The organism is Klebsiella michiganensis, assembly GCF_002925905.1.
GTDB classification, from domain to species: Bacteria; Pseudomonadota; Gammaproteobacteria; order Enterobacterales; family Enterobacteriaceae; genus Klebsiella; species Klebsiella michiganensis.
Genome location: NZ_PRDB01000014.1, coordinates 122,369 through 146,078, shown reverse-complemented (window position 1 = coordinate 146,078; position 23,710 = coordinate 122,369). Strand labels below are relative to the sequence as shown.

At 54.6% G+C, this 23,710-nt stretch carries 21 protein-coding genes; 9 read left to right on the top strand and 12 right to left on the bottom strand.

Annotated elements, in window-relative coordinates; all coding sequences use genetic code 11:
- Window positions 1-5: 5 nt before the first annotated feature.
- The 4 genes from ypfJ to dapA form a co-directional block, all read right to left on the bottom strand.
- Window positions 6-872, bottom strand: a complete 867-nt coding sequence (gene ypfJ / locus CDA56_RS23890) for a KPN_02809 family neutral zinc metallopeptidase (protein WP_014839185.1) — start codon at window positions 870-872, stop codon at window positions 6-8.
- Between the two features lie 120 nt (window positions 873-992).
- Window positions 993-1,706 (bottom strand): phosphoribosylaminoimidazolesuccinocarboxamide synthase, encoded by a 714-nt coding sequence (purC, locus tag CDA56_RS23885; RefSeq protein WP_004104417.1) that lies wholly within the window; start codon window positions 1,704-1,706, stop codon window positions 993-995.
- Between the two features lie 108 nt (window positions 1,707-1,814).
- The gene (gene bamC / locus CDA56_RS23880) at window positions 1,815-2,849 is read right to left on the bottom strand and encodes an outer membrane protein assembly factor BamC (protein ID WP_049101678.1); all 1,035 of its coding nucleotides are present in this window, start codon (window positions 2,847-2,849) and stop codon (window positions 1,815-1,817) included.
- 16 nt (window positions 2,850-2,865) lie between these two features.
- Window positions 2,866-3,744 carry a 4-hydroxy-tetrahydrodipicolinate synthase gene (dapA, locus tag CDA56_RS23875; protein WP_004853086.1) on the bottom strand — a complete coding sequence of 293 codons (879 nt, stop codon included), beginning with the start codon at window positions 3,742-3,744 and terminating at the stop codon, window positions 2,866-2,868.
- Between the two features lie 153 nt (window positions 3,745-3,897).
- On the opposite strand from dapA, the gene CDA56_RS23870 reads away from it, so the two are divergent.
- The gene (locus tag CDA56_RS23870) at window positions 3,898-4,467 is read left to right on the top strand and encodes a glycine cleavage system transcriptional repressor (RefSeq protein WP_004123480.1); all 570 of its coding nucleotides are present in this window, start codon (window positions 3,898-3,900) and stop codon (window positions 4,465-4,467) included.
- 3 nt (window positions 4,468-4,470) lie between these two features.
- Window positions 4,471-4,941: a thioredoxin-dependent thiol peroxidase gene (gene bcp, locus CDA56_RS23865; protein ID WP_004104423.1), complete on the top strand. Its 471-nt coding sequence runs from the start codon at window positions 4,471-4,473 to the stop codon at window positions 4,939-4,941.
- Between the two features lie 78 nt (window positions 4,942-5,019).
- On the opposite strand, the gene CDA56_RS23860 is transcribed toward bcp, so the two are convergent.
- Window positions 5,020-6,087, bottom strand: coding sequence for an AI-2E family transporter (locus CDA56_RS23860; RefSeq protein ID WP_004123481.1), 1,068 nt, complete (start codon window positions 6,085-6,087; stop codon window positions 5,020-5,022).
- A 229-nt stretch (window positions 6,088-6,316) separates the two neighbouring features.
- Here CDA56_RS23860 and bepA point away from each other — a divergent pair, with 229 nt between their 5' ends.
- Window positions 6,317-7,780 carry a beta-barrel assembly-enhancing protease gene (gene bepA, locus CDA56_RS23855; protein ID WP_004853093.1) on the top strand — a complete coding sequence of 488 codons (1,464 nt, stop codon included), beginning with the start codon at window positions 6,317-6,319 and terminating at the stop codon, window positions 7,778-7,780.
- Between the two features lie 9 nt (window positions 7,781-7,789).
- Window positions 7,790-8,149, top strand: a complete 360-nt coding sequence (gene arsC / locus CDA56_RS23850) for an arsenate reductase (glutaredoxin) (protein WP_004853095.1) — start codon at window positions 7,790-7,792, stop codon at window positions 8,147-8,149.
- Window positions 8,150-8,175: 26 nt separating this feature from the next.
- Here arsC and CDA56_RS23845 read toward each other — a convergent pair whose 3' ends face one another.
- From CDA56_RS23845 to bglK, 5 genes are all read right to left on the bottom strand, one after another.
- Window positions 8,176-8,877, bottom strand: a complete 702-nt coding sequence (locus CDA56_RS23845; protein WP_211800913.1) for a DnaA inactivator Hda — start codon at window positions 8,875-8,877, stop codon at window positions 8,176-8,178.
- Window positions 8,878-8,972: 95 nt separating this feature from the next.
- Window positions 8,973-10,262 carry a uracil permease gene (gene uraA / locus CDA56_RS23840; protein ID WP_004853099.1) on the bottom strand — a complete coding sequence of 430 codons (1,290 nt, stop codon included), beginning with the start codon at window positions 10,260-10,262 and terminating at the stop codon, window positions 8,973-8,975.
- Window positions 10,263-10,357: 95 nt separating this feature from the next.
- Window positions 10,358-10,984, bottom strand: a complete 627-nt coding sequence (upp, locus tag CDA56_RS23835; protein WP_004123492.1) for a uracil phosphoribosyltransferase — start codon at window positions 10,982-10,984, stop codon at window positions 10,358-10,360.
- 182 nt (window positions 10,985-11,166) lie between these two features.
- Window positions 11,167-12,597: a 6-phospho-beta-glucosidase gene (locus tag CDA56_RS23830; RefSeq protein WP_025106615.1), complete on the bottom strand. Its 1,431-nt coding sequence runs from the start codon at window positions 12,595-12,597 to the stop codon at window positions 11,167-11,169.
- A 9-nt stretch (window positions 12,598-12,606) separates the two neighbouring features.
- Entirely contained in the window at window positions 12,607-13,500 is an 894-nt protein-coding gene (gene bglK, locus CDA56_RS23825) for a beta-glucoside kinase BglK (RefSeq protein WP_014230345.1), read from the bottom strand.
- Between the two features lie 265 nt (window positions 13,501-13,765).
- Here bglK and purM point away from each other — a divergent pair, with 265 nt between their 5' ends.
- Together purM and purN are read left to right on the top strand one after the other, a co-directional pair.
- Entirely contained in the window at window positions 13,766-14,803 is a 1,038-nt protein-coding gene (purM, locus tag CDA56_RS23820) for a phosphoribosylformylglycinamidine cyclo-ligase (RefSeq protein WP_004853107.1), read from the top strand.
- The gene (gene purN, locus CDA56_RS23815; RefSeq protein ID WP_004853109.1) at window positions 14,800-15,441 is read left to right on the top strand and encodes a phosphoribosylglycinamide formyltransferase; all 642 of its coding nucleotides are present in this window, start codon (window positions 14,800-14,802) and stop codon (window positions 15,439-15,441) included. Before purM ends, purN begins: the two co-directional genes overlap by 4 nt.
- 43 nt (window positions 15,442-15,484) lie before the next feature.
- On the opposite strand, the gene CDA56_RS23810 is transcribed toward purN, so the two are convergent.
- The gene (locus tag CDA56_RS23810; protein ID WP_025106614.1) at window positions 15,485-16,843 is read right to left on the bottom strand and encodes a glycoside hydrolase family 28 protein; all 1,359 of its coding nucleotides are present in this window, start codon (window positions 16,841-16,843) and stop codon (window positions 15,485-15,487) included.
- A gap of 290 nt (window positions 16,844-17,133) precedes the next feature.
- On the opposite strand from CDA56_RS23810, the gene CDA56_RS23805 reads away from it, so the two are divergent.
- Complete coding sequence (locus CDA56_RS23805) at window positions 17,134-18,720, top strand: MFS transporter (protein ID WP_481808259.1); 1,587 nt, start codon at window positions 17,134-17,136, stop codon at window positions 18,718-18,720.
- Complete coding sequence (bglB, locus tag CDA56_RS23800; RefSeq protein WP_103815070.1) at window positions 18,695-19,792, top strand: beta-galactosidase BglB; 1,098 nt, start codon at window positions 18,695-18,697, stop codon at window positions 19,790-19,792. Before CDA56_RS23805 ends, bglB begins: the two co-directional genes overlap by 26 nt.
- A gap of 3 nt (window positions 19,793-19,795) precedes the next feature.
- Here the strand turns inward: bglB and CDA56_RS23795 are convergent, their stop codons facing one another.
- Window positions 19,796-21,469: a hypothetical protein gene (locus CDA56_RS23795; protein ID WP_047723131.1), complete on the bottom strand. Its 1,674-nt coding sequence runs from the start codon at window positions 21,467-21,469 to the stop codon at window positions 19,796-19,798.
- 177 nt (window positions 21,470-21,646) lie between these two features.
- Between CDA56_RS23795 and ppk1 the strand changes: the two genes are divergently transcribed.
- Window positions 21,647-23,707 carry a polyphosphate kinase 1 gene (gene ppk1, locus CDA56_RS23790; RefSeq protein ID WP_004123499.1) on the top strand — a complete coding sequence of 687 codons (2,061 nt, stop codon included), beginning with the start codon at window positions 21,647-21,649 and terminating at the stop codon, window positions 23,705-23,707.
- Window positions 23,708-23,710: the final 3 nt, after the last annotated feature.

Sequence of the window (23,710 nt, the reverse complement as noted above, 5' to 3'; positions counted from 1 at the left end):
GAGCATTACAGCGCGTTGCCGAAGGTGTTGCACTGCGCCGGGTCGCCGCTATCGAAACCGCGTTTAAACCAGGTATAGCGCTGCTGCGACGTTCCGTGGGTAAAGCTGTCCGGCACGACGCGCCCCTGGCTCTGCTGCTGCAGGCGATCGTCGCCAATCGCCTCTGCGGCATTCAGCGCTTCCTGCAGATCGCCGGTCTCCATGTAGTCTTGCTTCTGCATGTTGTAGCCCCAGACGCCGGCAAAACAGTCCGCCTGTAGCTCCATTTTTACCGACAGACGGTTCGCTTCCGCCTGCGAAGCGTTTTGCTGCAGTTGGCGCACTTTCGATTCAATACCCAACAGCTTTTGTACGTGATGGCCAACCTCGTGGGCGATAACGTAGCCCTGCGCGAAATCGCCGCCGGCGCCAAGCTTGTTTCTCATCTCATCGTAGAATGACAGGTCGATATACACCGTGCTGTCCGCAGGGCAGTAAAAAGGCCCCATGACCGATTGACCGGTGCCGCAGGCGGTCCGCGTCGCGCCGCGGTACATCACCAGTTTGGGCTGCGGATACTGACGGCCCATATCTTTAAAAATAGCGCCCCAGGTATCTTCCGTGTCCGCCAGAATCACCTTCGTGAATTTCGCGGCCTCTTCATCCTGCGGGCTAATGGAGCGTTGGGTGGTTTGCTGTTGAGATACCGGCTCGCCGGTCAGCATGCCGGTTAAATCCACGCCGTAATAGCCCGCCACCAGAACAATAATCAGCAGTACAATGCCGCCTTTACCGCTGGGGAGACGAAAACCGCCTCCGCCGCCCATCGGTGAACCAGATTGACCACGACGATCTTCCACATTGTCGCTCTCGCGACGTCCTTGCCAGCGCATAAGCACCTCAATTCATCATATTAACCAATGAATAAGATCGTAGGCGGTTCAGCGGAGGATTACCACAGGAAACAGCAAGAAGAGCGCCAGAAGAAGAAAACTTCTTCTGGCGTCGGGGGATTAGTCGAGCTTCACGCCCAGGCGATGAGCGACTTCTTCGTAGGCTTCAATCAGGCCGCCAAGGCTCTGGCGGAAGCGGTCTTTGTCCATTTTATCCATGGTTTTTTTATCCCACAGACGGCTGCCGTCCGGAGAAAATTCATCCCCCAGCACCACTTCGCCTTTGAACAAACCGAACTCCAGCTTGAAGTCCACCAGGATCAGGCCCGCATCGTCAAACAGCTTTTTCAGCACATCGTTAGCTTTGTAGGTCAGCTCCTGCATACGCGCCAGGTTCTCTTTGCTCACCCAGCCAAAGGTTTCACAGTAGGATTCGTTGACCATCGGGTCGTGCATGGCGTCGTTCTTCAGGAACAGGTCGAACAGCGGCGGGTTCAGCTCGATGCCCTCTTCAATCCCTAAGCGTTTCACCAGCGAACCGGCAGCGCGGTTACGCACCACGCACTCCACCGGCACCATATCCAGCTTTTTAACCAGACACTCGGTATCGGACAACAGCGCTTCCATCTGGGTCGGGATACCCGCTTCCGCCAGCTTGCTCATAATGAAATGGTTGAACTTGTTGTTCACCATGCCTTTACGATCGAACTGCTCAATGCGAGCGCCGTCCCCTGCTGACGTATCGTTACGGAATTCGAGTATCAACAGATCCGGGTTTTCGGTGCTGTATACCGTCTTCGCTTTACCACGATACAACTCAGCTTGCTTTTGCATCTTTGTCACTCCAGTGATGATTAACGATAAAAATTTGTGCTTTTCTGCTGACGCACACGTTTGCGTCACTATACATTAAAAAGGGCCGGATTGCTCCAGCCCTGTTAATTACTTACTTAATGCGGCCTGGAATACGGCGACCAGGGCATCATTTTGCGACTGCGTCAGCGTATGGCCTTTCGGGTCGATGAACTGCAGACTGCTGCGGTTATCGAGGTCCCCGACCTGCAGTTTATAATCGCCGGAAACCAGCTGCGGGTCGCGGGCGCCCAGATCGGTCCAGCCGCTGTCGGAAAGCGGTTTGTAGGTGACGGAGAAGCTGCCCTGAGAACGAGAGCTATCGGTGACCTTCATGCCCACTTTTTCCAGCGCGCCCGGCAGGCGTTGCCACACCAGGTTAAACGGCGCGCGAACGATCAGCATCGGCAGGCCGGTATCATCAGCGCCGCTCTGCACGTCGAAGGTCGCCCCGGCGTTTTTCTGCGCGGCGTTCTGCGCGCTGGTGGCGTTCAGATCCAGACCTTCGGAGATGACGTTCAGCATGGCGGTACTGTAGCGCTGCAGCGAAGCCGGATCGGCAACAGGTTTACCCGCCTGCTCCAGATTCACCAGCTTCACGATCACCGCCTGCTGATAGCCCTGCTGCTTAACTGAGATTTGATAGCGACCACGATACTGCTGGTCTTCATCGAGGCGATTCCATTCGACCCAGTCGGTATTCAGCGTCTGGCCGGCATCGTCGCGTTTCGCGATAGTGTAGTTTTTCGACTGCACGATGCTTGCCACCTGCGCCCACAGCGAACCGCTGCGCCCGTTTTCCACCATCAGCGTCGCGGTATCACCGTTAAACTGCGTACGCGCACCGCTGACCAGCGCCAGTGGCTGGGCCGGCGGACGAATGTCCAGGGCTTTGCCAGTGTTACCGGTGCTGGTCGCAACCGGAATATTATAATCACCCACCTGAATCGGCAGGATCATCCCTGCTGGCGCGTGAAGTTCACTAAGCGGCGTAGCCTGCAAATAGGCCTCGTCGCCGCTCACCTGACGCTTGTAGCGCGAGTCAGAACTACAGGCCGCGAGGAGTAGAACCAGCGAAACACCCGCAACCTTCGCCAGGCGCGACTTCTGTACTGAGTAAGCCATCAAATCTCCCTAAACTTTACAGCAAACCGGCATGCTTCAGCGCTGCGGTCACAACCTTAATACCGTTTTCGGTAATCGGGGTCATCGGCAGGCGTAGCGTATCGGTCGCCACAAGACCCAACGCCTTACAGGCCCATTTGACCGGAATAGGGTTGGGTTCGACAAATAATTTGGTATGCAATGGCATCAGACGCTGGTTAATCGCACGAGCTTCGGCAAATTGACCTGCTAGCGCCAGTCGGCACATCTCGGCCATTTCGCGCGCCGCAACGTTTGTCGTTACGGAAATCACGCCATGACCGCCAAGCTGCATAAAGTCCATTCCGGTCGCGTCATCGCCGCTCAGCAGAATAAAGTCATCTGAAACCAGCTCTTTGATCTGATGAACGCGGCTTAAGTTCCCCGTCGCTTCCTTAATACCGATAATATTTTTAATTTCCGCCAGACGACCAACGGTTTCAGGCAGCATATCGCAACCGGTACGGGACGGCACATTATACAGGATTTGCGGCAGGTCAGTATGTTCTGCGATAGCTTTAAAGTGTTGGAACAGCCCTTCCTGGGTCGGACGGTTGTAATACGGCGTTACCGTCAGGCAGCCAACCACGCCGCTATCGTTAAATCGCTTGGTCAGGCTAATCGCCTCTGCGGTTGCATTTGCACCGGTACCGGCAATGACCGGGATACGCCCGTCGGCCAGCTCCAGCGTCTGCATCACCACATCACCATGCTCTTCATGGCTCAATGTTGCGGACTCTCCGGTAGTCCCTACCGAAACGATCGCCGAGGTTCCGCTGGCGACATGATAATCAATCAGTTTTTTCAGGCTTGACCGGCAGACGTTGCCGTTTTCATCCATTGGCGTGACAAGCGCTACAATACTTCCCGTAAACATGGGCCATCCTCAGAGCATAAGTGGGACAAGATTCTCAATGTTACGTTTGGAGTCGTAATAAAAGCAAGAGACCCGATGCCATCAGGGATGTTGTATGCCGGTTTTTTTTATGCTTTCCTAACGTTACCTCACCTTTTTAAAGGAAGAACAGGTTTGACAGCCTCATTACAACACTATCTGGTTATTACCGCGTTGGGTGCTGACCGCCCAGGCATCGTGAATACGATCACTCGTCACGTCAGCAGCTGCGGCTGTAATATTGAAGACAGTCGGCTGGCCATGCTTGGCGATGAGTTTACGTTTATCATGCTGCTTTCCGGCTCGTGGAATGCAATTAACCTGATTGAATCCACTCTGCCGCTGAAAGGCGCCGAGCTGGATCTGCTTATCGTGATGAAGCGTACAACCGCGAGGCCACCTCAGGCGATGCAGAACACCGTCTGGGTTCAGGTTGAGGTGCCGGATTCGCCGCATATCATTGAGCGGTTTACGGCGCTGTGCGATACGTGGAAAATGAACATTGCCGAGCTGGTTTCCCGCACTCAGCCCGGAGCGAACGACGAGTCAGCACAGCTTTTTATTCAAATCACCGCCCACAGCCCGACTACGCAAAATGCATCAAATATCGAACAAGCGTTCAAAGCCCTATGTACAGAACTGAATGCACAAGGCAGTATTAACATTGTTAATTATTCACAGCATGATGAACAGGATGGAGTTTGAGTGATGAACCCACTGAAAGCCGGTGATATTGCACCGAAATTTAGCTTACCGGACCAGGACGGCGAGGAAGTAAATTTGACCGACTTCCAGGGACAGCGTGTTCTGGTTTATTTTTATCCGAAAGCCATGACCCCGGGCTGCACCGTACAGGCGTGCGGTTTACGCGATAATATGGACGACCTGAAAAAAGCAGGCGTTGAAGTACTGGGTATCAGTACGGATAAACCAGAAAAACTCTCCCGTTTCGCCGAAAAAGAGCTGCTGAACTTCACTCTGCTGTCTGATGAAGATCATCAGGTATGCGAGCAGTTTGGTATCTGGGGTGAAAAAACCTTTATGGGGAAAACCTACGACGGTATCCATCGTATTAGCTTCCTCATCGACGCCAACGGCAAAATCGAACATGTGTTTGATGATTTCAAAACCAGCAATCACCACGACGTGGTGCTGAACTGGCTGAAAGAAAACGCCTGACGCTAAGATAAACGCAAGACGCCGGGTCGTTCTCAACCACCCGGCGTCTTTTTTTAGGGCATTCCTTGCGGCTTAGCGCTAATGCTCGTCTTCCACTATCAGGCCATCCGGCCAGGCGTGCACCACCGCTTTGATGAGCGTCGCCAGCGGAATAGCGAAGAACACGCCCCAGAATCCCCACAGACCGCCAAAAATAACCACCGACAGAATAATCACCAGCGGATGCAGGTTAACGGCTTCCGAGAAGAGTACCGGCACCAGCAGGTTGCCATCCAGCGCCTGAATAATCAGGTACACCGCAAACAGGCTCCAGAACTCGGTTCCCGCGCCAAACTGGAACAGCGCCACGCCCACCACCGGAATGGTGACCACAAACGCGCCGATATAGGGGATTAATACCGAGAACCCTACCAGCACCGCCAGCAGCAGCGAATAGTTGAGGCCAAAAAGGATAAAGCCAATCCACGTCGCCACGCCGACGACAATCATCTCCAGCACCTTACCGCGAATATAGTTGGTAATTTGCTGGTTCATCTCTTTCCATACCTGCCCGGCCAGGCCGCGGTTGCGCGGCAGCACCCGGCGTACGGCATTAAGCATCTGCTCTTTATCTTTCAGCAGAAAGAAAACCATCAGCGGCACCAGCACCAGATAGACCGCCAGGGTCAGCAGCCCGACCAGAGAGGCCAGCGAATATTTCACCACCGAGTCGCCGACGGTTAACATCCGGCTGCGCATATTCTCCGCCATCGCATCGATAATGCCGGCATCCATGAGGGCCGGATAACGGCGCGGCACCGTGGCGGCGAAATCGGAAAGTTTATTCAGCATCCCGGGCATATCGCGAATCAGATAAATGCCCTGCTGCCAGGCAACCGGCATCACCACAAACGCCATCAGCAGCAGAATGCCGACAAACAGAATCAGAACGACCGAGGTGGCCCAGGTACGTGAAAACCCGATACGCTCCAGTCTGACGGTGGGCCACTCCAGCAGATAGGCCAGAACAATCGACACTAACAAAGGTGCCAGCAGGCCGCTGAAGAAAAACATAATGCCGAACCCAGCCAGCAAAATGACCAGCAGCGCTATCGCCTCCGGGTCGCTGAACCGACGACGGTACCACTGCATTAACATCTGGAGCATAAAACCCTTCCCTGAAGAGCGGAACTGTAACAATCTCAGGAATTGTATCGAAATGTCACAAAAAAGACTTCGCTTTTTATGGGTAAAACCACAAACATTACTGGCCGGATGAATATCATATTTGCAACGCCGCGAACGACGGCTAAACTCGCTGGACCTGCTTGCGGTCAGGGAACATTACGCCGCACAATCGGTCAAACTGGCACACCTACATTACAGGACAGAGGTTATGTTCAGGCAGTTGAAGAAAACGCTGGTGGCGACCGTCATAGCGTCGCTGACGCTGGGTTCAATATTACCTGCTTTTGCCGATACCGCAGACACTCTGCCGGACATGGGCACCTCCGCAGGAAGCACGCTCTCCATCGGCCAGGAAATGCAGATGGGAGATTACTACGTGCGCCAGCTGCGCGGCAGCGCGCCGTTGATCAACGATCCGCTGCTGGTGCAGTATATTAACGGTTTAGGCATGCGCCTGGTGTCGCACGCCAATTCCGTTCGCACCCCGTTCCACTTTTATCTGATTAATAACGATCAAATAAACGCCTTTGCTTTCTTCGGCGGTAACGTCGTACTGCACTCGGCCCTGTTCCGCTACTCGGATAATGAAAGCGAGCTGGCGTCGGTAATGGCGCACGAAATTTCTCACGTCACCCAGCGCCATCTCGCCCGCGCGATGGAAGACCAAAAGCGTAACGCTCCGCTGACCTGGGTCGGCGCGCTGGGCTCGATTCTGCTGGCGATGGCCAGCCCGCAGGCCGGGATGGCCGCGCTGACCGGCACCCTGGCGGGCAGCCAGCAGGGGCTGATCAGCTTTACCCGTCAAAATGAAGAAGAGGCCGACCGCATTGGCATTCAGGTCCTTCAGCGCTCCGGGTTCGACCCGCAGGCAATGCCGGCGTTTATGGGTAAGCTGCTCGACGAGTCGCGCTACTCCACCCGGCCGCCGGAAATGCTGCTGACCCACCCCTTACCGGAAAGCCGTCTCGCCGACGCCCGCAACCGTGCGAACCAGATGCGCCCGGTTGTCGTGCAGTCCTCCGCTGACTTCTACCTGGCGAAGGCCAGAACGCTGGGCATGTACACCTCCGGCGACAATAAGCTGGGCAACGACCTGCTGAGCAGCTGGGAAAAAGGCAATATTCGCGAGCAGCACGCCGCCCAGTACGGCCGCGCGCTGCTGGCCATGGGCAATAACAATTACGATCTGGCGCGCAAAACGCTGCAGCCGCTGCTGAGCGCCGAACCGCAGAACGCCTGGTACCTTGACCTGGCGACCGATATCGATCTCGGGCAAAAGAGAGCCACAGACGCGATTAATCGCCTGAAGGGCGCCCGCGAGCTGCGTACTAATCCGGTGCTGCAGCTCAACCTCGCCAACGCCCTGCTGGAAGGCGGGCAGCCGGGGGAAGCGGCGACGATCCTTAACCGCTATACCTTCAATAATAAAGATGACGTCAATGGTTGGGATTTGCTGGCGCAAGCGGAAGCTAAACTGGGAAATCGCGATCAGGAGCTGGCAGCCCGAGCGGAAGGCATGGCGCTGGTTGGCCGACTCGATCAGGCCATTACCCTGCTCAGCAGCGCCAGCTCACAGGTAAAATTAGGCAGCCTGCAGCAGGCCCGCTACGATGCGCGTATCGATCAGCTGCGTCAGCTGCAGGAACGCTTCAAACCGTACCAGAAAATGTAAGGAGACCTCATGTCCGATACGGTCAAAATCTATCACAACCCGCGCTGCTCCAAGAGTCGCGACACGCTGAGCCTGCTGAAGGCTAACGGCATCGACCCCGAAGTGGTGCTCTATCTGGAGACGCCGCCGGATGCCGCCACGCTGCGCCAGCTGCTGAAGATGCTGGGGATGGCCAGCGCGCGCGACTTAATGCGCCAGAAAGAAGATCTCTATAAATCCCTCGATCTCGCTAACCCGCAGCTGAGCGAAGATGCGCTGATCCAGGCGATGGTTGATAATCCAAAGCTGATTGAACGGCCTATCGTCGTTAGCCACGGTGAGGCCCGTATCGGTCGCCCGCCGGAGCAGGTTCTGGAAATCGTTAACTAAGTTGTTGATCCTCAGGCCGCGGCCCGCTAAAGCTTGAGGATCTCTTTCACGAAAGGAATGGTCAGCTTGCGCTGGGCGGTAATGGAAGCGCGATCGAGCTGATCGAGCGTCATAAACAGCGAACGCATTTCGCGATCCAGCCGCTTAAGCAGGAACCGACAGACGTCTTCCGGCATTTCGAAACCGCGCAGTCTGGCGCGAAGCTGAAGCGCCTGGAGTTTGTCTTCATCCGACAGCGGCTGCAGCTTGTAGATTTGCCCCCAGTCAAGACGCGAAGCCAGATCCGGCAGGCCAAGCTTGAGCTGGCGCGGCGGTCGGTCGCCGGTAATCAACAGCCGGGTTTTACCGGACTCGAGAATGCGGTTGTAGAGGTCGAAAATCGCCATTTCCCACAGTTCATCGCCCGCTACGCACTCAATATTATCGATACAAACCAGCGACAGGTGCTCCATCCCGTCCAGCACTTCAGGAACAAACCACGTCCGTTTATCCAGAGGTACGTAGCCCACCGCATCGCCGCGCTGAGAGAGCTCCGCGCAGGCCGCGTGCAGGAGATGGCTGCGCCCCGCCCCTTCGCGTGACCAGATGTAGATGTATCCGCTATGTTCCTGCCGCAGCACGTTCTGAAGGGCGGCAAGAAGAGAAGGGTTATCGCCCGGCCAGAAACTCGCGAAAGTTTCATCATCGGGAAGATACAGTGGCAAAGAGAGCTGTGCCGGTGCGTTCAGATGGACCTCAACATAGGCTTGCAGAAAAACGCGGAGAGTTTAGCACAGAAATACGCAAGGAGAGAACCGGGCAGGATCGCCGCCCGGTATAAGGATCAATGTTTTGCTTCTTCGCTATCCGCAGCGTCGAGAACCACCTCTTCCGGACGCAGCACGCTAATCAGTTTGAAGATCAGGCTCAGCCCGACGCCAACGATGGTCGCCAGCGCCATGCCTTTCAGCTCGGCGGCGCCGATATGCACTTTTGCCCCGCTGACGCCGATGATCAGGATAACGGAGGTCAGAATCAGGTTCTGCGCCTTGTTGTAATCGACTTTAGATTCGATCAGCACGCGAATACCCGAAGCGCCGATAACCCCGTACAGCAGCAGTGAGACGCCGCCCATTACCGGCAGCGGGATAATCTGGATCGCCGCCGCCAGCTTGCCGACGCAGGAGAGCAGAATCGCGATGATCGCCGCGCCGCCGATAACCCAGGTACTGTAGACGCGGGTGATCGCCATCACGCCAATGTTCTCGCCGTAGGTGGTGTTTGGCGTGGAGCCAAAGAAGCCGGAGATCACCGTAGACAGGCCGTTGGCAAACATTGAACGATGCAGGCCCGGATCGCGGATCAGATCTTTTTTGACGATATTGGCCGTGACTACCAGATGTCCAACGTGCTCGGCGATCACCACCAGCGCGGCGGGGAGAATGGTGAAAATCGCAAACCATTCAAAGCGCGGGGTGTAGAATGTCGGCAGCGCGAACCAGTGGGCCTCGGCGATGGGCGTGGTATCGACGACGCCCATCACGAAGGAGAGCGCGTAGCCGACCAGGACGCCGATTAAAATCGGGATAATCGCCAGGAAACCGCGGAACAGCACCGAACCGAAAACCGTCACCGCCAGCGTCACCATCGAAATAATAATGGTTTTGCTGTCCGGCGATTGCCCGTCAGCGGGCAGCAGACCGGCCATATTCGCCGCCACGCCCGCCAGCTCCAGGCCGATAACCGCGACAATCGCGCCCATCGCCGCCGGTGGGAACATCACGTCCAGCCAGCCGGTTCCGGCTTTTTTGACAATAAAGGAGACGATACAAAACAGCACGCCGCACATGATAAAGCCGCCGAGAGCGACTTCGTAGCCCAGCGGCAGCAGAAGCAGCACCGGGGAGATAAACGCAAAGCTCGATCCGAGATAAGCCGGAATTTTGCCTTTGCAGATGAAAAGATATAACAGCGTTCCGATGCCGTTAAACAGCAGTACCGTGGCCGGGTTGATATGGAACAGAACGGGCACCAGTACCGTTGCGCCAAACATGGCGAACAGATGTTGCAAACTAAGCGGGATTGTCTGTAAAAGCGGCGGTCTTTCACTCACCCCGATAGCACGGCGCGTCATGGCATTTTCCTCTGAGAGTCGTTTGTTGATTGCTGTTGGTGTGTTTTATTCAAAAAAAAGCCGACTCTCAAAGTCGGCTTTTTCTACTTCATCATTTATTTCGTACCAAAAATCTTATCGCCGGCGTCGCCGAGCCCCGGAATAATGTATCCGTGCTCGTTCAGGCCCTGGTCGATGGACGCGGTGTACAGCTCAACGTCCGGATGCGCTTTCTCCAGCGCGGCGATGCCTTCCGGCGCCGCCACCAGAACCAGCACCTTAATGCTGGAGCAGCCCGCTTTTTTCAGCAGGTCGATGGTGGCGATCATGGAGCCGCCGGTCGCCAGCATCGGGTCAACCACCAGCGCCATGCGTTCGTCGATGTTGGATACCAGCTTCTGGAAGTAAGGCACCGGCTCAAGGGTCTCTTCGTTACGATAGATGCCCACCACGCTGATGCGCGCGCTCGGCACGTGCTCAAGCACGCCTTCCATCATCCCCAGACCCGCGCGCAGAATCGGCACTACGGTAATTTTCTTGCCTTTGATCTGCTCAATTTCTACCGGGCCGTTCCAGCCTTCGATGGTGACTTTTTCGGTCGCCAGATCGGAAGTAGCTTCATAAGTCAGTAAGCTGCCAACTTCTGAGGCGAGTTCACGGAAGCGTTTGGTGCTGATGTCGTGCTCACGCATCAGGCCCAGCTTGTGTTTGACGAGTGGGTGTTTCACTTCCACGATCTTCATTCTCTTTCTCCTCTGAGGGGCAGCCACAAAAAAAATCGCCGGATTATACCGCCTTTTTCCTTTTACGCCATAGCCGATATGTTTGACCGGGATCAACCAAAATGCTTTACGCTGCCTGAGCCAGTATAAGACAAAATAAAACAACCCCGCGAAGGCGGGGCTGAATGGGGCTTTACGGCCGTTTATAGATTTTCGCCGTTGCTGCCGATAACCTGCTGATACCAGGCAAAAGATTTCTTACGGCTACGTGCCAGCGTACCGTTGCCCTCATTATCTTTATCCACGTAGATAAAGCCGTAGCGTTTTTTCATCTCACCGGTTCCCGCGGAAACCAGGTCGATACAGCCCCACGGGGTATAGCCCATCAGGTCGACGCCATCCTCAACAACCGCTTTTTTCATTTCGGCGATATGGGCGGAAAGGTAGTCAATACGATACTGGTCATCCACCGAGCCGTCCGCTTCGCGCACGTCGATGGCGCCAAAGCCGTTCTCCACAATAAACAGCGGCAGCTGGTAATGATCCCAGAACCAGTTCAGGGAGTAGCGCAGCCCGACCGGATCAATCTGCCAGCCCCAGTCTGACTTCTGCACGTACGGGTTGGAAACCAGGCTCTTGCTTTCATCGTAATCCAGCTGCGGATTATCATCCGTTGCTTTCGTGGCGAACGACATATAGTAGCTAAAGCCGATATAGTCGACGCAGCCCTGAGTCAGCGCCACGCGGTCTTCTTCGGTGATGTCCAGCGCAAAACCGCGACGCTCGAAGTAGTTCAGCAGGTGCTGCGGATAGCGGCCGCGCACGTGAACGTCGGTAAACCAGTAGCGGCGATGCATGGCGTTCATCGCCATCATCATGTCGTTGGGCGCGCAGCTCAGCGGGTAAATCGGACACATGGCTATCATGCAGCCAATCTGCAATGACGGGTTAATTTCGCGGGCGGCTTTAACCGCCAGCGCGCTGGCGACCAGCTCATAGTGCGCCGCCTGAAACATGACCGGCTCGCGGTCCTCCCCCGGCAGATATTTCAGTCCGGAGTTGGTGAACGGCGCAAAATCTTCGTGGAAGTTGGCCTGGTTATTGATCTCATTGAAGGTCATCCAGTACTTCACTTTGTGCTGGTAGCGGGTAAATACCACCCGGGCAAAGCGGACGAAGAAATCAATCAGTTTACGGTTACGCCAGCCGCCGTACTCCGTCACCAGATGGTACGGCATTTCGAAGTGGGAGAGCGTAATCACCGGCTCAATACCGTGCTTCAGGCACTCATCGAACAGGTCGTCGTAAAACTGCAGCCCGGCCTCGTTAGGTTCTTGCTCATCGCCCAGCGGAAAGATGCGCGTCCAGGCAATAGAGGTGCGGAAGCATTTGAAGCCCATTTCGGCAAACAGCCGAATGTCGTCTTTATAGCGATGATAAAAATCAATCGCTTCGTGGTTGGGGTAGTTTTTCCCCGGCAGCACGCCATCGGTGATTTCGCGCGGTACGCCGTGCGCGCCTGCGGTCATTACGTCGGCGACGCTCACCCCTTTACCACCCTCTTTCCAGCCGCCTTCCAGCTGATGCGCCGCCACCGCGCCGCCCCACAGAAAACCTTCTTTAAATCCGGACATGTTCTCTCCCTATGCGCAGTCGCCGCTCTGCGACCGGTATTGCTGATTGAAATGGTAAACCGCGCCTACCAGCCCGGCATCGTTGCCGTGGCTGACGGTGTCGATATATTCCGCAATGCCAAACCAGGCCAGATGTTCGCGCAGCAGCGCCAGAAAGCCCGGTCGTTCCACAATCCCGCCGCCGATCAAAATCGTTTGCGGGTCGAATAAGTTGACGAGGTTGTAAAGCCCGGTACCCAGGCCGTTAAAGAATTCAGCGACCAGACGTCGACAGGTGGCGTCGCCCGCATCGTAGCGGTCAAAAATCTCTTCGCCAGTGACGTCATCCAGCGCCTTGCCGATATGTTCAGCGTAGCGATGGCGCAGCACGCGCAGCGTGCAGTTTTCGTTCATCGAATAGCGCCGCACATCGCGGGTACCCGGACGCGCGGTTTGCATATAGCCGAACTCGCCGGCGCGGAAGCGCGCGCCGTGGACCAGCTGGTTATTACAGAAAATCGCCCCGCCGATGCCGGTGCCGATGGTCAGGACCAGAAAGTTGCTCATGTCGGCGGCTTTACCCCGCCAGCGCTCGGCCAGCAGCACGCAGTTGGCATCATTCTCAATGGCCACGGGCAGGCGAACCTGCTGCTCAAGCCAGCGCTTGATGGCGAAGTTATCGAATTTACGGATGGCGCCGCCCATTTCGATAAAGCCGGTGTGCGGGTTAACGTAGCCGGGCGCGCTGATTGCCACCCCTTCACACGCCGGGTGAGCGGCGATCCACGCCAGCATCGCCTGCAGGATCTGGTCGCCGTCGCTGTCGACGATGTTCTGCTTTCCTTTCTCCAGCAGCGTGCCTTCGCGCGTCATTACCCCCATTTTTAACGCCGTGCCACCGATATCAAATGCGGCAATGTTCATCCTCAGCTTTCCTCCAGAATCCATCACATTCGCGGTTTATCTCTCCAGGAATCAGGAAAGAAACCGGTTTCACTGGCATGATGATTATTCCCGACAACGCTGGCAAGCAGAAGAATGTACCCGGTTTCATTTTCGTGAACAGTATCAAATTTGCGCACTTAACGGCCGTTTTACATCGGCTGCAAAGCAGGCTCGCAAACGTTTGCTATCCCTGTTAGAATTGCGCCGTTTTTTATTGCTACCGCAAACGCGTGGAGACTTCGCAGTGACCGATAAAACCTCTCTCAGCTATAAAGATGCCGGCGTGGATATTGATGCAGGCAACGCTCTCGTCGACCGTATTAAGGGCGTGGTGAAGAAAACCCGCCGCCCGGAAGTGATGGGTGGACTGGGCGGATTCGGCGCGCTGTGCGCGCTGCCGCAGAAGTATCGCGAACCGGTTCTGGTCTCCGGCACCGACGGCGTCGGCACCAAGCTGCGTCTGGCGATGGACCTCAAGCGTCACGACACTATCGGTATCGACCTGGTCGCTATGTGCGTAAACGACCTCGTGGTTCAGGGCGCAGAGCCGCTGTTCTTCCTTGATTACTACGCGACCGGCAAACTGGATGTCGATACTGCGTCGAGCGTAATCAGCGGCATTGCCGAAGGTTGTCTGCAGTCAGGCTGCGCGCTGGTGGGCGGCGAGACGGCGGAAATGCCGGGCATGTACCACGGCGAAGATTATGACGTGGCCGGTTTCTGCGTTGGGGTGGTAGAAAAATCAGAAATTATCGACGGCAGCAAAGTGGCCGATGGCGACGTGCTGGTGGCGCTGGCTTCCAGCGGCCCGCACTCTAACGGCTACTCTCTGGTGCGCAAAATTATCGAAGTCAGCGGCGTTGACCCGCAAACCACCGATCTCAACGGTAAGCCGCTGGCCGACCATCTGCTGGCGCCGACCCGCATTTATGTGAAATCCGTACTCGACCTGATCGCCAACGTTGACGTGCACGCCATCGCCCACCTGACCGGCGGCGGCTTCTGGGAAAACATCCCGCGCGTGCTGCCGGACAACACCCAGGCGGTCATTGATGAATCCTCCTGGCAGTGGCCGGACGTGTTCAACTGGCTGCAAACCGCGGGTAACGTTAGCAGCCACGAAATGTATCGCACCTTTAACTGCGGCGTCGGCATGGTCATCGCGCTGCCGGCGGAAGCGGCGGATAAAGCCATTGCCTTCCTGAACGACAAAGGTGAAAGCGCGTGGAAAATAGGGTATATCAAAGCCTCTGATTCCGAACAGCGTGTGGTCATTGAATGAAAAACATCGTGGTGCTGATTTCCGGTAACGGTAGCAACCTGCAGGCGATTATTGACGCCTGCGCCCGGAAAAAAATCAACGGCACCCTGCGTGCAGTCTTCAGCAACAAGGCCGACGCGTTCGGCCTTGAGCGCGCACGCGCGGCCAATATTCCGGCTCACGCGCTCGCCGCCAGCCAGTTTGCCAACCGGGAAGCTTTCGACCGAGAGCTGATGCACGAGATCGATGCTTACGCGCCGGATCTGGTGGTTCTCGCCGGCTACATGCGTATTCTTAGCCCGGCTTTTGTCGCCCACTACCAGGGGCGCATGCTGAATATCCACCCTTCCCTGCTGCCAAAATATCCGGGGCTGCACACCCATCGTCAGGCGCTGGAAAATGGCGATGAGGAGCACGGGACGTCGGTGCATTTTGTGACCGATGAGCTGGACGGAGGTCCGGTGGTTCTGCAGGCAAAGGTGCCGGTTTTCGCTGAAGATACCGAGGACGACATTACCGCCCGCGTACAGGCTCAGGAACACGATATCTATCCCCTGGCTATCAGCTGGTTTGTCGACGGCCGCCTGCGCGCGGAAGGAAACGAAGCCTGGCTTGATAATGTTCCTCTTCCACCGCAGGGATATGCGGCAGAAGAGTAAACTTCCCCGCCTCTGGCGTCCGCTGGAGGCGTTTTTCATTAGCTCAGGTTTCCCGCACGGATGACCGCTCGCATTTTTCCAGACACAGCGCTTGCGTATTCCAGCCTGCCGGTAGGGGAACTGGACGCTGCCAATCAAGTTCTGTGATGACTAAATCGGAAACCCCCTGCGCAAACAGGACGGGTAGCCCTCCGGGATAGGGTTCGACTCCCCAGGCCTTTCCCGTTTCTGGGTTGAGGCACCAGGCGTTATCGATACCCATTCCTGTTGGCGAAAAAGGATTACACGGCGGACGAATATCATAATTCCCCTGCCAACCGTGGCAATGCAGTCGCTGGGTAAGCTGAATACTCTCGAGTCGTATTCGGTTGATCATGGAAGGGGTTTCACTGTGCATATTGATGGCGCCTTCACATTCTCCGCAAAGCCCACGAAACTGGATTTGCGTAATCTCACCGGGCTCGATCTGCGGATTCCTGCGGCGCGCGGAGAGGAAAATCGGGTCCGCCTCCCCCCAGTGACAGGCTGGCGCCGCCACACACTCAAAAGTCATGCTGGTAAAGAGCATTCTTCGTAGCCGACCGCCATCTCGTGAAATCAGGCCGATACCGCGATTCGAATCATAGATAGTGCAGTTGCTGACCACAATATCTTCAATATCTTGCCAGGTTTCCGTGCCGATTTTAAAAGCACAGCTTTTTGAGCGCAGGGTACAATTGACGATCGTCACCTGACGTAGAGGACGTTGGATAGCCGCCGGTTTATCGGTGGTTTTCAGACAAATTGCATCGTCCGCCGCACTAAAAAAACTATTAGCAACGTGTACCTGCTGACAGCTATCGATATCCAGCGCATCAGTATTTGCCATTGTCAGATCGTTATCGACGGTAATGCCATCAATCACCACCTGTGAACATGAAACAAGATGAATTGTCCACATCGGCGCATGGTGTATACAGATATTTTCCAGCCTGACCCGCTGGCAATTTTCCAGAAGAATCATGCGCGGCCGCTGTTCGGCGGGCGTGCGATAGCCCATATCATCAACCGATGAGGAGAACCAACCATCGGCATTACCGTAAATAGTACCGCCCCCACAAATCGAGATATTTTCGGCATCCTGGGCATAGAGGAAAGCCCGGTCTGAGCACTCTGCGCGACTTAAGGCCACCGCCTGGGTGAAGTCAGCATAATTATCGCTGACGATGAGTTCTGCACCGGGTGACAACCACAGGCAGGTGTTTGACCCCATGCGTAACCCGCCAAGGTAATATTTTCCACTTTCCACCACCAGCGTACCGCCGCCCGCTTGCGATAAGGTATCCAGCGCTTTTTGAAAAATCTCAGTGTCGCGAGTAATACCATCTGCGTGCGGGCGCCAGTTTGAAAGAAAAATGTTCATAGGATTTCCTGAGATGAAATGGGAATGCTATCTGAACACAGTCATTATCGATCGCCGTAGGGCAAAACAGCATCGACATAAGTAATCTGTCGCCGTTCTCACAACGTCCTTTTTTCCCGCAGTTCATCTGTGATTTCGGACACATTTCTTCTCGCTCCTTCCGCAGAAATAGCGATGGCTATCACATTTCATTTTTTCGCCCGTCCTAATACTGCCGGCCATATCACGCTATTTATTTCATTTAATCCGCTTTCTCCGCCCCGCTCTCAGTTCTTAACAAAAGCGCCTTAATGACGATTCCGCAAAATTTTCACCTCTTTTACTGTGCTACTTCCTCTTTACTGACAGAAGAGACAGGAAAAATGACGAGGACAGTAACGGCACCACGGGAAGTAAAAACACGCAATATTCTCTGCTGGGGGATGGGCGATATCTTCGGCAGCGGGGCAATGACGATCACCGGGCTTTGGCTGCTTTATTTTTATATTGAAGTGGCGGGCCTTTCTCCCGCCGCCGCCGCATCCATCTTTGCGATCGCCAAAATTTGGGATGGCATCACCGACCCGATCATGGGTTATATCACCGACAATATTCGCACGCGCTGGGGGCGACGCCGAATATTCTTTATTATCGGCGCGCCGCTCTCCTTTTGCTTTGCCCTGATGTGGGTAAGCGGTTTTGGCTATTCCTGGTATCTTGGTACTTATTTGTTATTCAGCACCGTTTTTACCCTCTTGATGGTGCCCTACGATACGCTGCCTGCGGAGATGACCTTGCGTTACGATCTGCGTTCAAAAATGTCTGGCGCGCGGATGCTATTTGCCCAGGCGACAGCGTTTTTATCTGCACTTATCCCAGGACAAATTTTGGCGCACGTCGCCGATAAATCGCAGGCATTTTTATATATCGGCCTGGTCTTTTCCGTACTCTTCGCCCTACCGTGGATCTTCGTTTGGCGGGGAACCTGGGAACGGGAGAATCTCCCGCCGCCTTCGACTCAGCGCGGGATGGGGAAAACAATTATTTCGCTGTATCGAGAAATGGCTTCAACTTTCCGTTTACGTACTTTTCGCATTCACATCATGATGTACGTTGGCGGAGCCGTCGCCCTGGATATTTTCGGCTCGCTGTTTATGCACTATCTTACATATGTACTTCAGGTCGGCGCATCCTTAGCTTCCCAGGCAATGAGCCTGATGACGCTATTTCAATTTTTTGCCATCCCTTTCTTTACCTGGCTTTGTATTCGCATCGGCAACGGCAACGCCTACAAACTGGCAATTGCACTGATTATGTGCGCTCTACTGTGGTTCAGCCAGCTTTCCGCCTCCATTAGCCATTTATCAGGGTTCTTATTCGGCGGGGCCATCGTGATGGGCATCGCACGCGGCGGAACCTATCTTATCCCATGGAACGTCTACAACTTTTTACCTGATGTGGATGAAGCTTATACCGGCGTCAGACGTGAAGGCATTTACGCGGGCGTCATGATGCTAACGCGCAAATTTTCCCAGGCCCTCGCCCTGTTTATTGTTGGACTGGCGCTGGAGGCGTTTGGCTTTACCAAAGGCGCAGAGTCGCAAGATGCCGCCGCGCTAAACGGCATCTGGTGGGTATTCCTTATCGGACCGGGTTTACTCACTCTGCTGGCGATGTACGGCGCGTTTCGCTTTCGTCTAAGCCAGGAGTGTCATAAGACGCTTACCTTCGAGCTAGAGCGTCTGCGGTCTGGCGGTAAACCCGAAGATGCATCAACACAGGTACGACAAACCGTAGAGTTACTTACCGGGCATCCGCATATGAATACCCACTGGCAGCATACAGCTGAAACGACAGCGCAAAGGAATCACTATGTCGCAGAAAATAAGCCATCCTGAAATCATCCGTCTTATCGAAAAACTGATCGATAGCCTCACCGCAATTCAGGATGACAATGGTCAATTCCTGCAGCGCCTGCCTGACGGGCGCGTGATTGATACAAAAGGCTGGGCTGGATGGGAATGGACACATGGTATCGGCTTGTTTGGTCTCTACCGCTACCATGAACTTACCGGCTCATCTCGCGCCAGGCAGATTATTGACGACTGGTTCAGCGCCCGTTTCGCCGAAGGAACGCCGGAGAAGAATATTAATACCGCGATCCCTTTTTTGACGCTTGCCAGTCGCTACCAGCAGGACGCTCGTCACGAATGGCGCGCGTATCTGGAAGTGTGGGGAGATGCGCTTTATCGTCAGATTCCGCGCACTGATGAAGGCTGCATGCAGCATGTCACCTACGAAAACGCGCATTATCAGCAAATCTGGGATGACACCTTGATGATGGCGGTCCTGCCTCTGGCCAGGATTGGGTTTTTATTGCAAAAACCTTACTGGGTAGAAGAAGCAAAATTTCAATTTCTACAGCACATTCACTACCTTACGGATAGAAAAAGTGGTTTATGGTTTCACGGCTGGAATTTCGACGGCAGGCATCATTTTGCCGGTGCCCGATGGGCTCGTGGCAATAGCTGGATAACACTGGCGATTCCTGAACTACTGGAAATGCTCAATCTTGATGAGCATGACGCCTTCTATCGCCAGCTCTGTAACATCCTGCAGGGCCAGGTATCCGCCCTCGCCCGCTGTCAATGTGAAAACGGGCTATGGCCGACGCTATTAGATGATGCAACAAGCTACGCTGAAGCCTCAGCAACAGGGGGATTTGCAGCCGGTATCCTGAAAGCGATACGTCTCGGCTACCTGGACGACAGCTATCTAGCCGTTGCCGAACGAGCAATCGCAGGCATTATTGAGCATATCTCGCCGGAGGGAGAGTTAACCCAGGTTTCATTTGGCACGGCAATGGGACACGACCTTGACCATTACCGACGAATCCCCCTAACTGCGATGCCATATGGCCAGGCGCTGGCGATGCTCAGCCTGGTCGAGGCTTTATACCGCACGCGTTAATACCTAATGCCTGAGTGCCGATAGTTCGCTACTCAGGCTATCAGCCAGGCTACGAACCCGACCCGCATCGAACATGATATAAAACCCAGGCGATGCTTCGTTCATCTGCTGGCAAAGCATCTCCATTTCGGATGCCCCCTGATACAACGCCTGCACGTTGATATGGCAGATTTCTCTCATACTCCAGCTATTCTCCACCTCACGAGCAAAATGCAGCGTAAAAAAAGCTTTCTGTGCATGCGTGAACAGCTGACAGTAGAGTGCGAGCCCCCGCCATTCATTCTGCCAGAGCCGATAGAGCGCCGTGGGAAACGCGGCATTCTCGGCAAACTCCAGCGCCTGCGCGCATAGCTTCAGGGCATCTGCCGCTACCTCATCCTTCTCTTGCGCAATTCGCGTGAGGTTTTCCATCGATATTTGCGGATCGTCACGCGTGAAGTGGATATCCTGGGCCGACCCCGGCAGCCAGTGATTACGCGCCAGCTGGCTGTACAAACTCCATACTGCCTGACCATAGCTTTCCGGTAGCTGACTATGGCGGTGAAAAACGTGATCGCGAACATAAATCGCCTGGTAAAGCACCTCCGTTGCCTGTTCAAGTAGCTGCTGAAAACGGCGGGCGACTGTAACATCGGGGCACCAGCCGTAACGCTCAGCCAGCCAGAGATCCAACAGCTGCTCCTGGGTCTTTCCCGCACCATGACCTAACAGCTGGCTACAGGCAAACAGATTGCATTCGCTTAACGTTTCCGGTATCCAGTGGTTATCAACGCTCTCCCAACTGGTTTTGCATATCGCACCGGTGATTCTGGGATTCGCGCTTTGGCACCACAGCAGTCGGCCTTTTAACTCATCAATGCGCAAGAAAGGCATAACGCCCCAGCCCACCTCTTCGCCTGCTAAATCAATATCAACCCAGACGTCTCGCATAGTGACCTGAAGCAGTGCGGGATTATTTGGAAATGCTGGCCAGAAACGTTCTGGCGTTAACTTGATCGATACCGAAACGCTTGGCGGAAGCGGCTCGATAGCATCGAGAACGGTACCAAGATCATCATTACTTGCAGGGAAAACCCGCAAAACCAGATGTTTATTTTGTGCGGTAACCACCTGGCTGAGCGCTTGAAAACAACGGCGATAGAGCACAAAGCTTTGCGACGGTTGCCGGGTATTTTCAGGCTCATCCCTGGCGTTTATATCCCATTTAGGGCGCGTAATCGGCAATAAACCATCGGTGCTGGAAAGCGCAATAATTAGCCCTGTTAAAGCTGGAATTCCCTGACAAACGCCGCGAATTTTGTCTGTCAGCCAGCGGCTCCAGAAATCCACATCAAAAAGGATCCCTTGCTGGTTATCCAGTAGATACTTATGCGACAACAGCAATTCCGTTGGGAAATCCAGCTCTTTTGCCTGTAAATAAAATCGCAGCCCCTGTTCGCGGCAATACATGGCGAGACGATTAAGGTAGATACAGCGCGCTCTCTGCTGGCTGGAAACGCTATCGTTATAGTGAAAAGGCGTATATCCCTTCGGGGACACCAGCTTACCGAAGAGATCTGCCTGCCCCACCACGATAGTATTAAAGCCATGCTGAGAGGCATACCTGACCAGATTGCATACCGATGACCAGTTCCATATATCCTGATTATTCAGTTCTAACGCTCGCGTCTCCCACATGGTTTTGCTCCTGAATCTCACCTTGCCTTGAACATAACGTAAGTCGCGAAAATCGTCTGTTTTTCTTCGCTATATACTGAAAGAAAACAGTCATACTTCTTTGACATAATTGGACATTCAGTGGCAAAGCTCGCCATAATGAAAAAGCAACATACATCTACCGGAGTGTGAGCTGTAATGGGCCAGGAAAAGCTATACATCGAAAAAGAACTCAGCTGGTTATCCTTTAACGAGCGCGTACTTCAGGAAGCGGCGGACAAAAGCAACCCGCTGATCGAGCGCATGCGCTTTTTAGGGATTTACTCCAATAACCTCGATGAATTTTATAAAGTGCGCTTTGCCGAGCTGAAGCGCCGCATCATCATCAGCGAAGAACAAGGCAGTACCGCACACTCTCGCCATCTGCTGGGCAAAATTCAGGCCCGCGTGCTCAAGGCCGATCAGGAGTTTGACGGCTTATACAACGAGCTGCTGCTGGAAATGGCGCGTAACCAGATTTTCCTGATCAACGAACGCCAGCTCTCCGTCAACCAGCAGTCCTGGCTGCGTAACTACTTCAAGCTGTATCTTCGTCAGCACATCACGCCAATACTGATTAACCGCGAAACGGATCTGGTGCAGTTCCTGAAGGATGATTACACCTACCTGGCCGTCGAGATTATTCGCGGGGATACCATCAATTACGCGCTGCTTGAAATTCCGTCAGACAAGGTGCCGCGTTTTGTGAACCTGCCGCCGGAAGCGCCTCGCCGCCGCAAGCCGATGATTCTGTTAGATAATATCCTGCGCTACTGCCTGGATGATATCTTCAAGGGCTTTTTTGATTACGACGCGCTGAACGCCTACTCGATGAAAATGACCCGTGACGCCGAATACGATCTGGTGCACGAGATGGAATCGAGCCTGATGGAGCTGATGTCCTCCAGCCTGAAACAGCGCCTGACCGCCGAGCCGGTGCGCTTCGTTTATCAGCGCGATATGCCCGACGCGATGGTCGAAATGCTGCGCGATAAGCTCTCCATCTCCAACTACGATTCAATGCTGCCGGGCGGTCGTTACCACAACTTTAAAGACTTTATCGGCTTCCCGAACGTCGGCAAAGCCAATCTGGTCAACAAACCGATGCCGCGTCTGCGTCATCTGTGGTTTGATAAATTCCGCAACGGCTTTGACGCAATCCGCGAACGCGACGTGCTGCTTTACTACCCGTACCATACGTTTGAACACGTCCTTGAGCTGCTGCGCCAGGCCTCTTTCGACCCAAGCGTGCTGGCTATCAAAATCAACATCTACCGCGTCGCGAAAGATTCACGGATTATCGACTCGATGATTCACGCCGCCCACAACGGTAAGAAAGTGACGGTGGTCGTGGAGCTGCAGGCGCGTTTCGATGAAGAAGCCAATATTCATTGGGCTAAACGCCTGACCGAAGCTGGCGTGCACGTTATCTTCTCCGCGCCGGGCCTCAAGATCCACGCCAAGCTGTTCCTGGTTTCGCGCAAAGAGGGCGATGAAGTTGTGCGCTATGCGCATATCGGTACCGGCAACTTCAACGAAAAAACCGCGCGTCTTTACACCGACTACTCGCTGCTGACCGCCGATGCGCGCATCACCAATGAAGTCCGCCGGGTATTTAACTTTATCGAAAACCCCTACCGCCCGGTCAGCTTCGATTATCTGCTGGTGTCGCCGCAAAACTCGCGTCGCCTGCTTTATGAGATGATCGATCGTGAAATCGCCAACGCGCAAAATGGTCAGCCATCGGGCATCATGCTGAAGCTGAACAACCTGGTCGATAAGGGGCTGGTAGACCGTCTCTACGCCGCTTCCAGCTCCGGCGTGCCGGTTAATTTGCTTATTCGCGGTATGTGCTCGCTGATCCCCGGTCTGGAAGGAATCAGCGAAAATATTCGCGTGACCAGCATTGTTGACCGTTTCCTTGAGCATGACCGCGTTTATTGCTTTGAAAACGGCGGCGATAAGCAGGTTTGGCTATCGTCCGCGGACTGGATGACGCGCAATATTGACTATCGTATCGAAGTGGCCGCACCGCTGCTGGATCCGCGCCTGAAACAGCGGGTGCTGGATATTTTCGATCTCCTCTTCAACGATACGGTGAAAGCACGCTATCTTGATAAAGAACTGAGTAATCGCTATGTGCCGCGCGGCAATCGCCGCAAAGTGCGCGCACAGATGGCGATATACGACTACCTCAAATCACTTGAACAGCCCGATTAACCT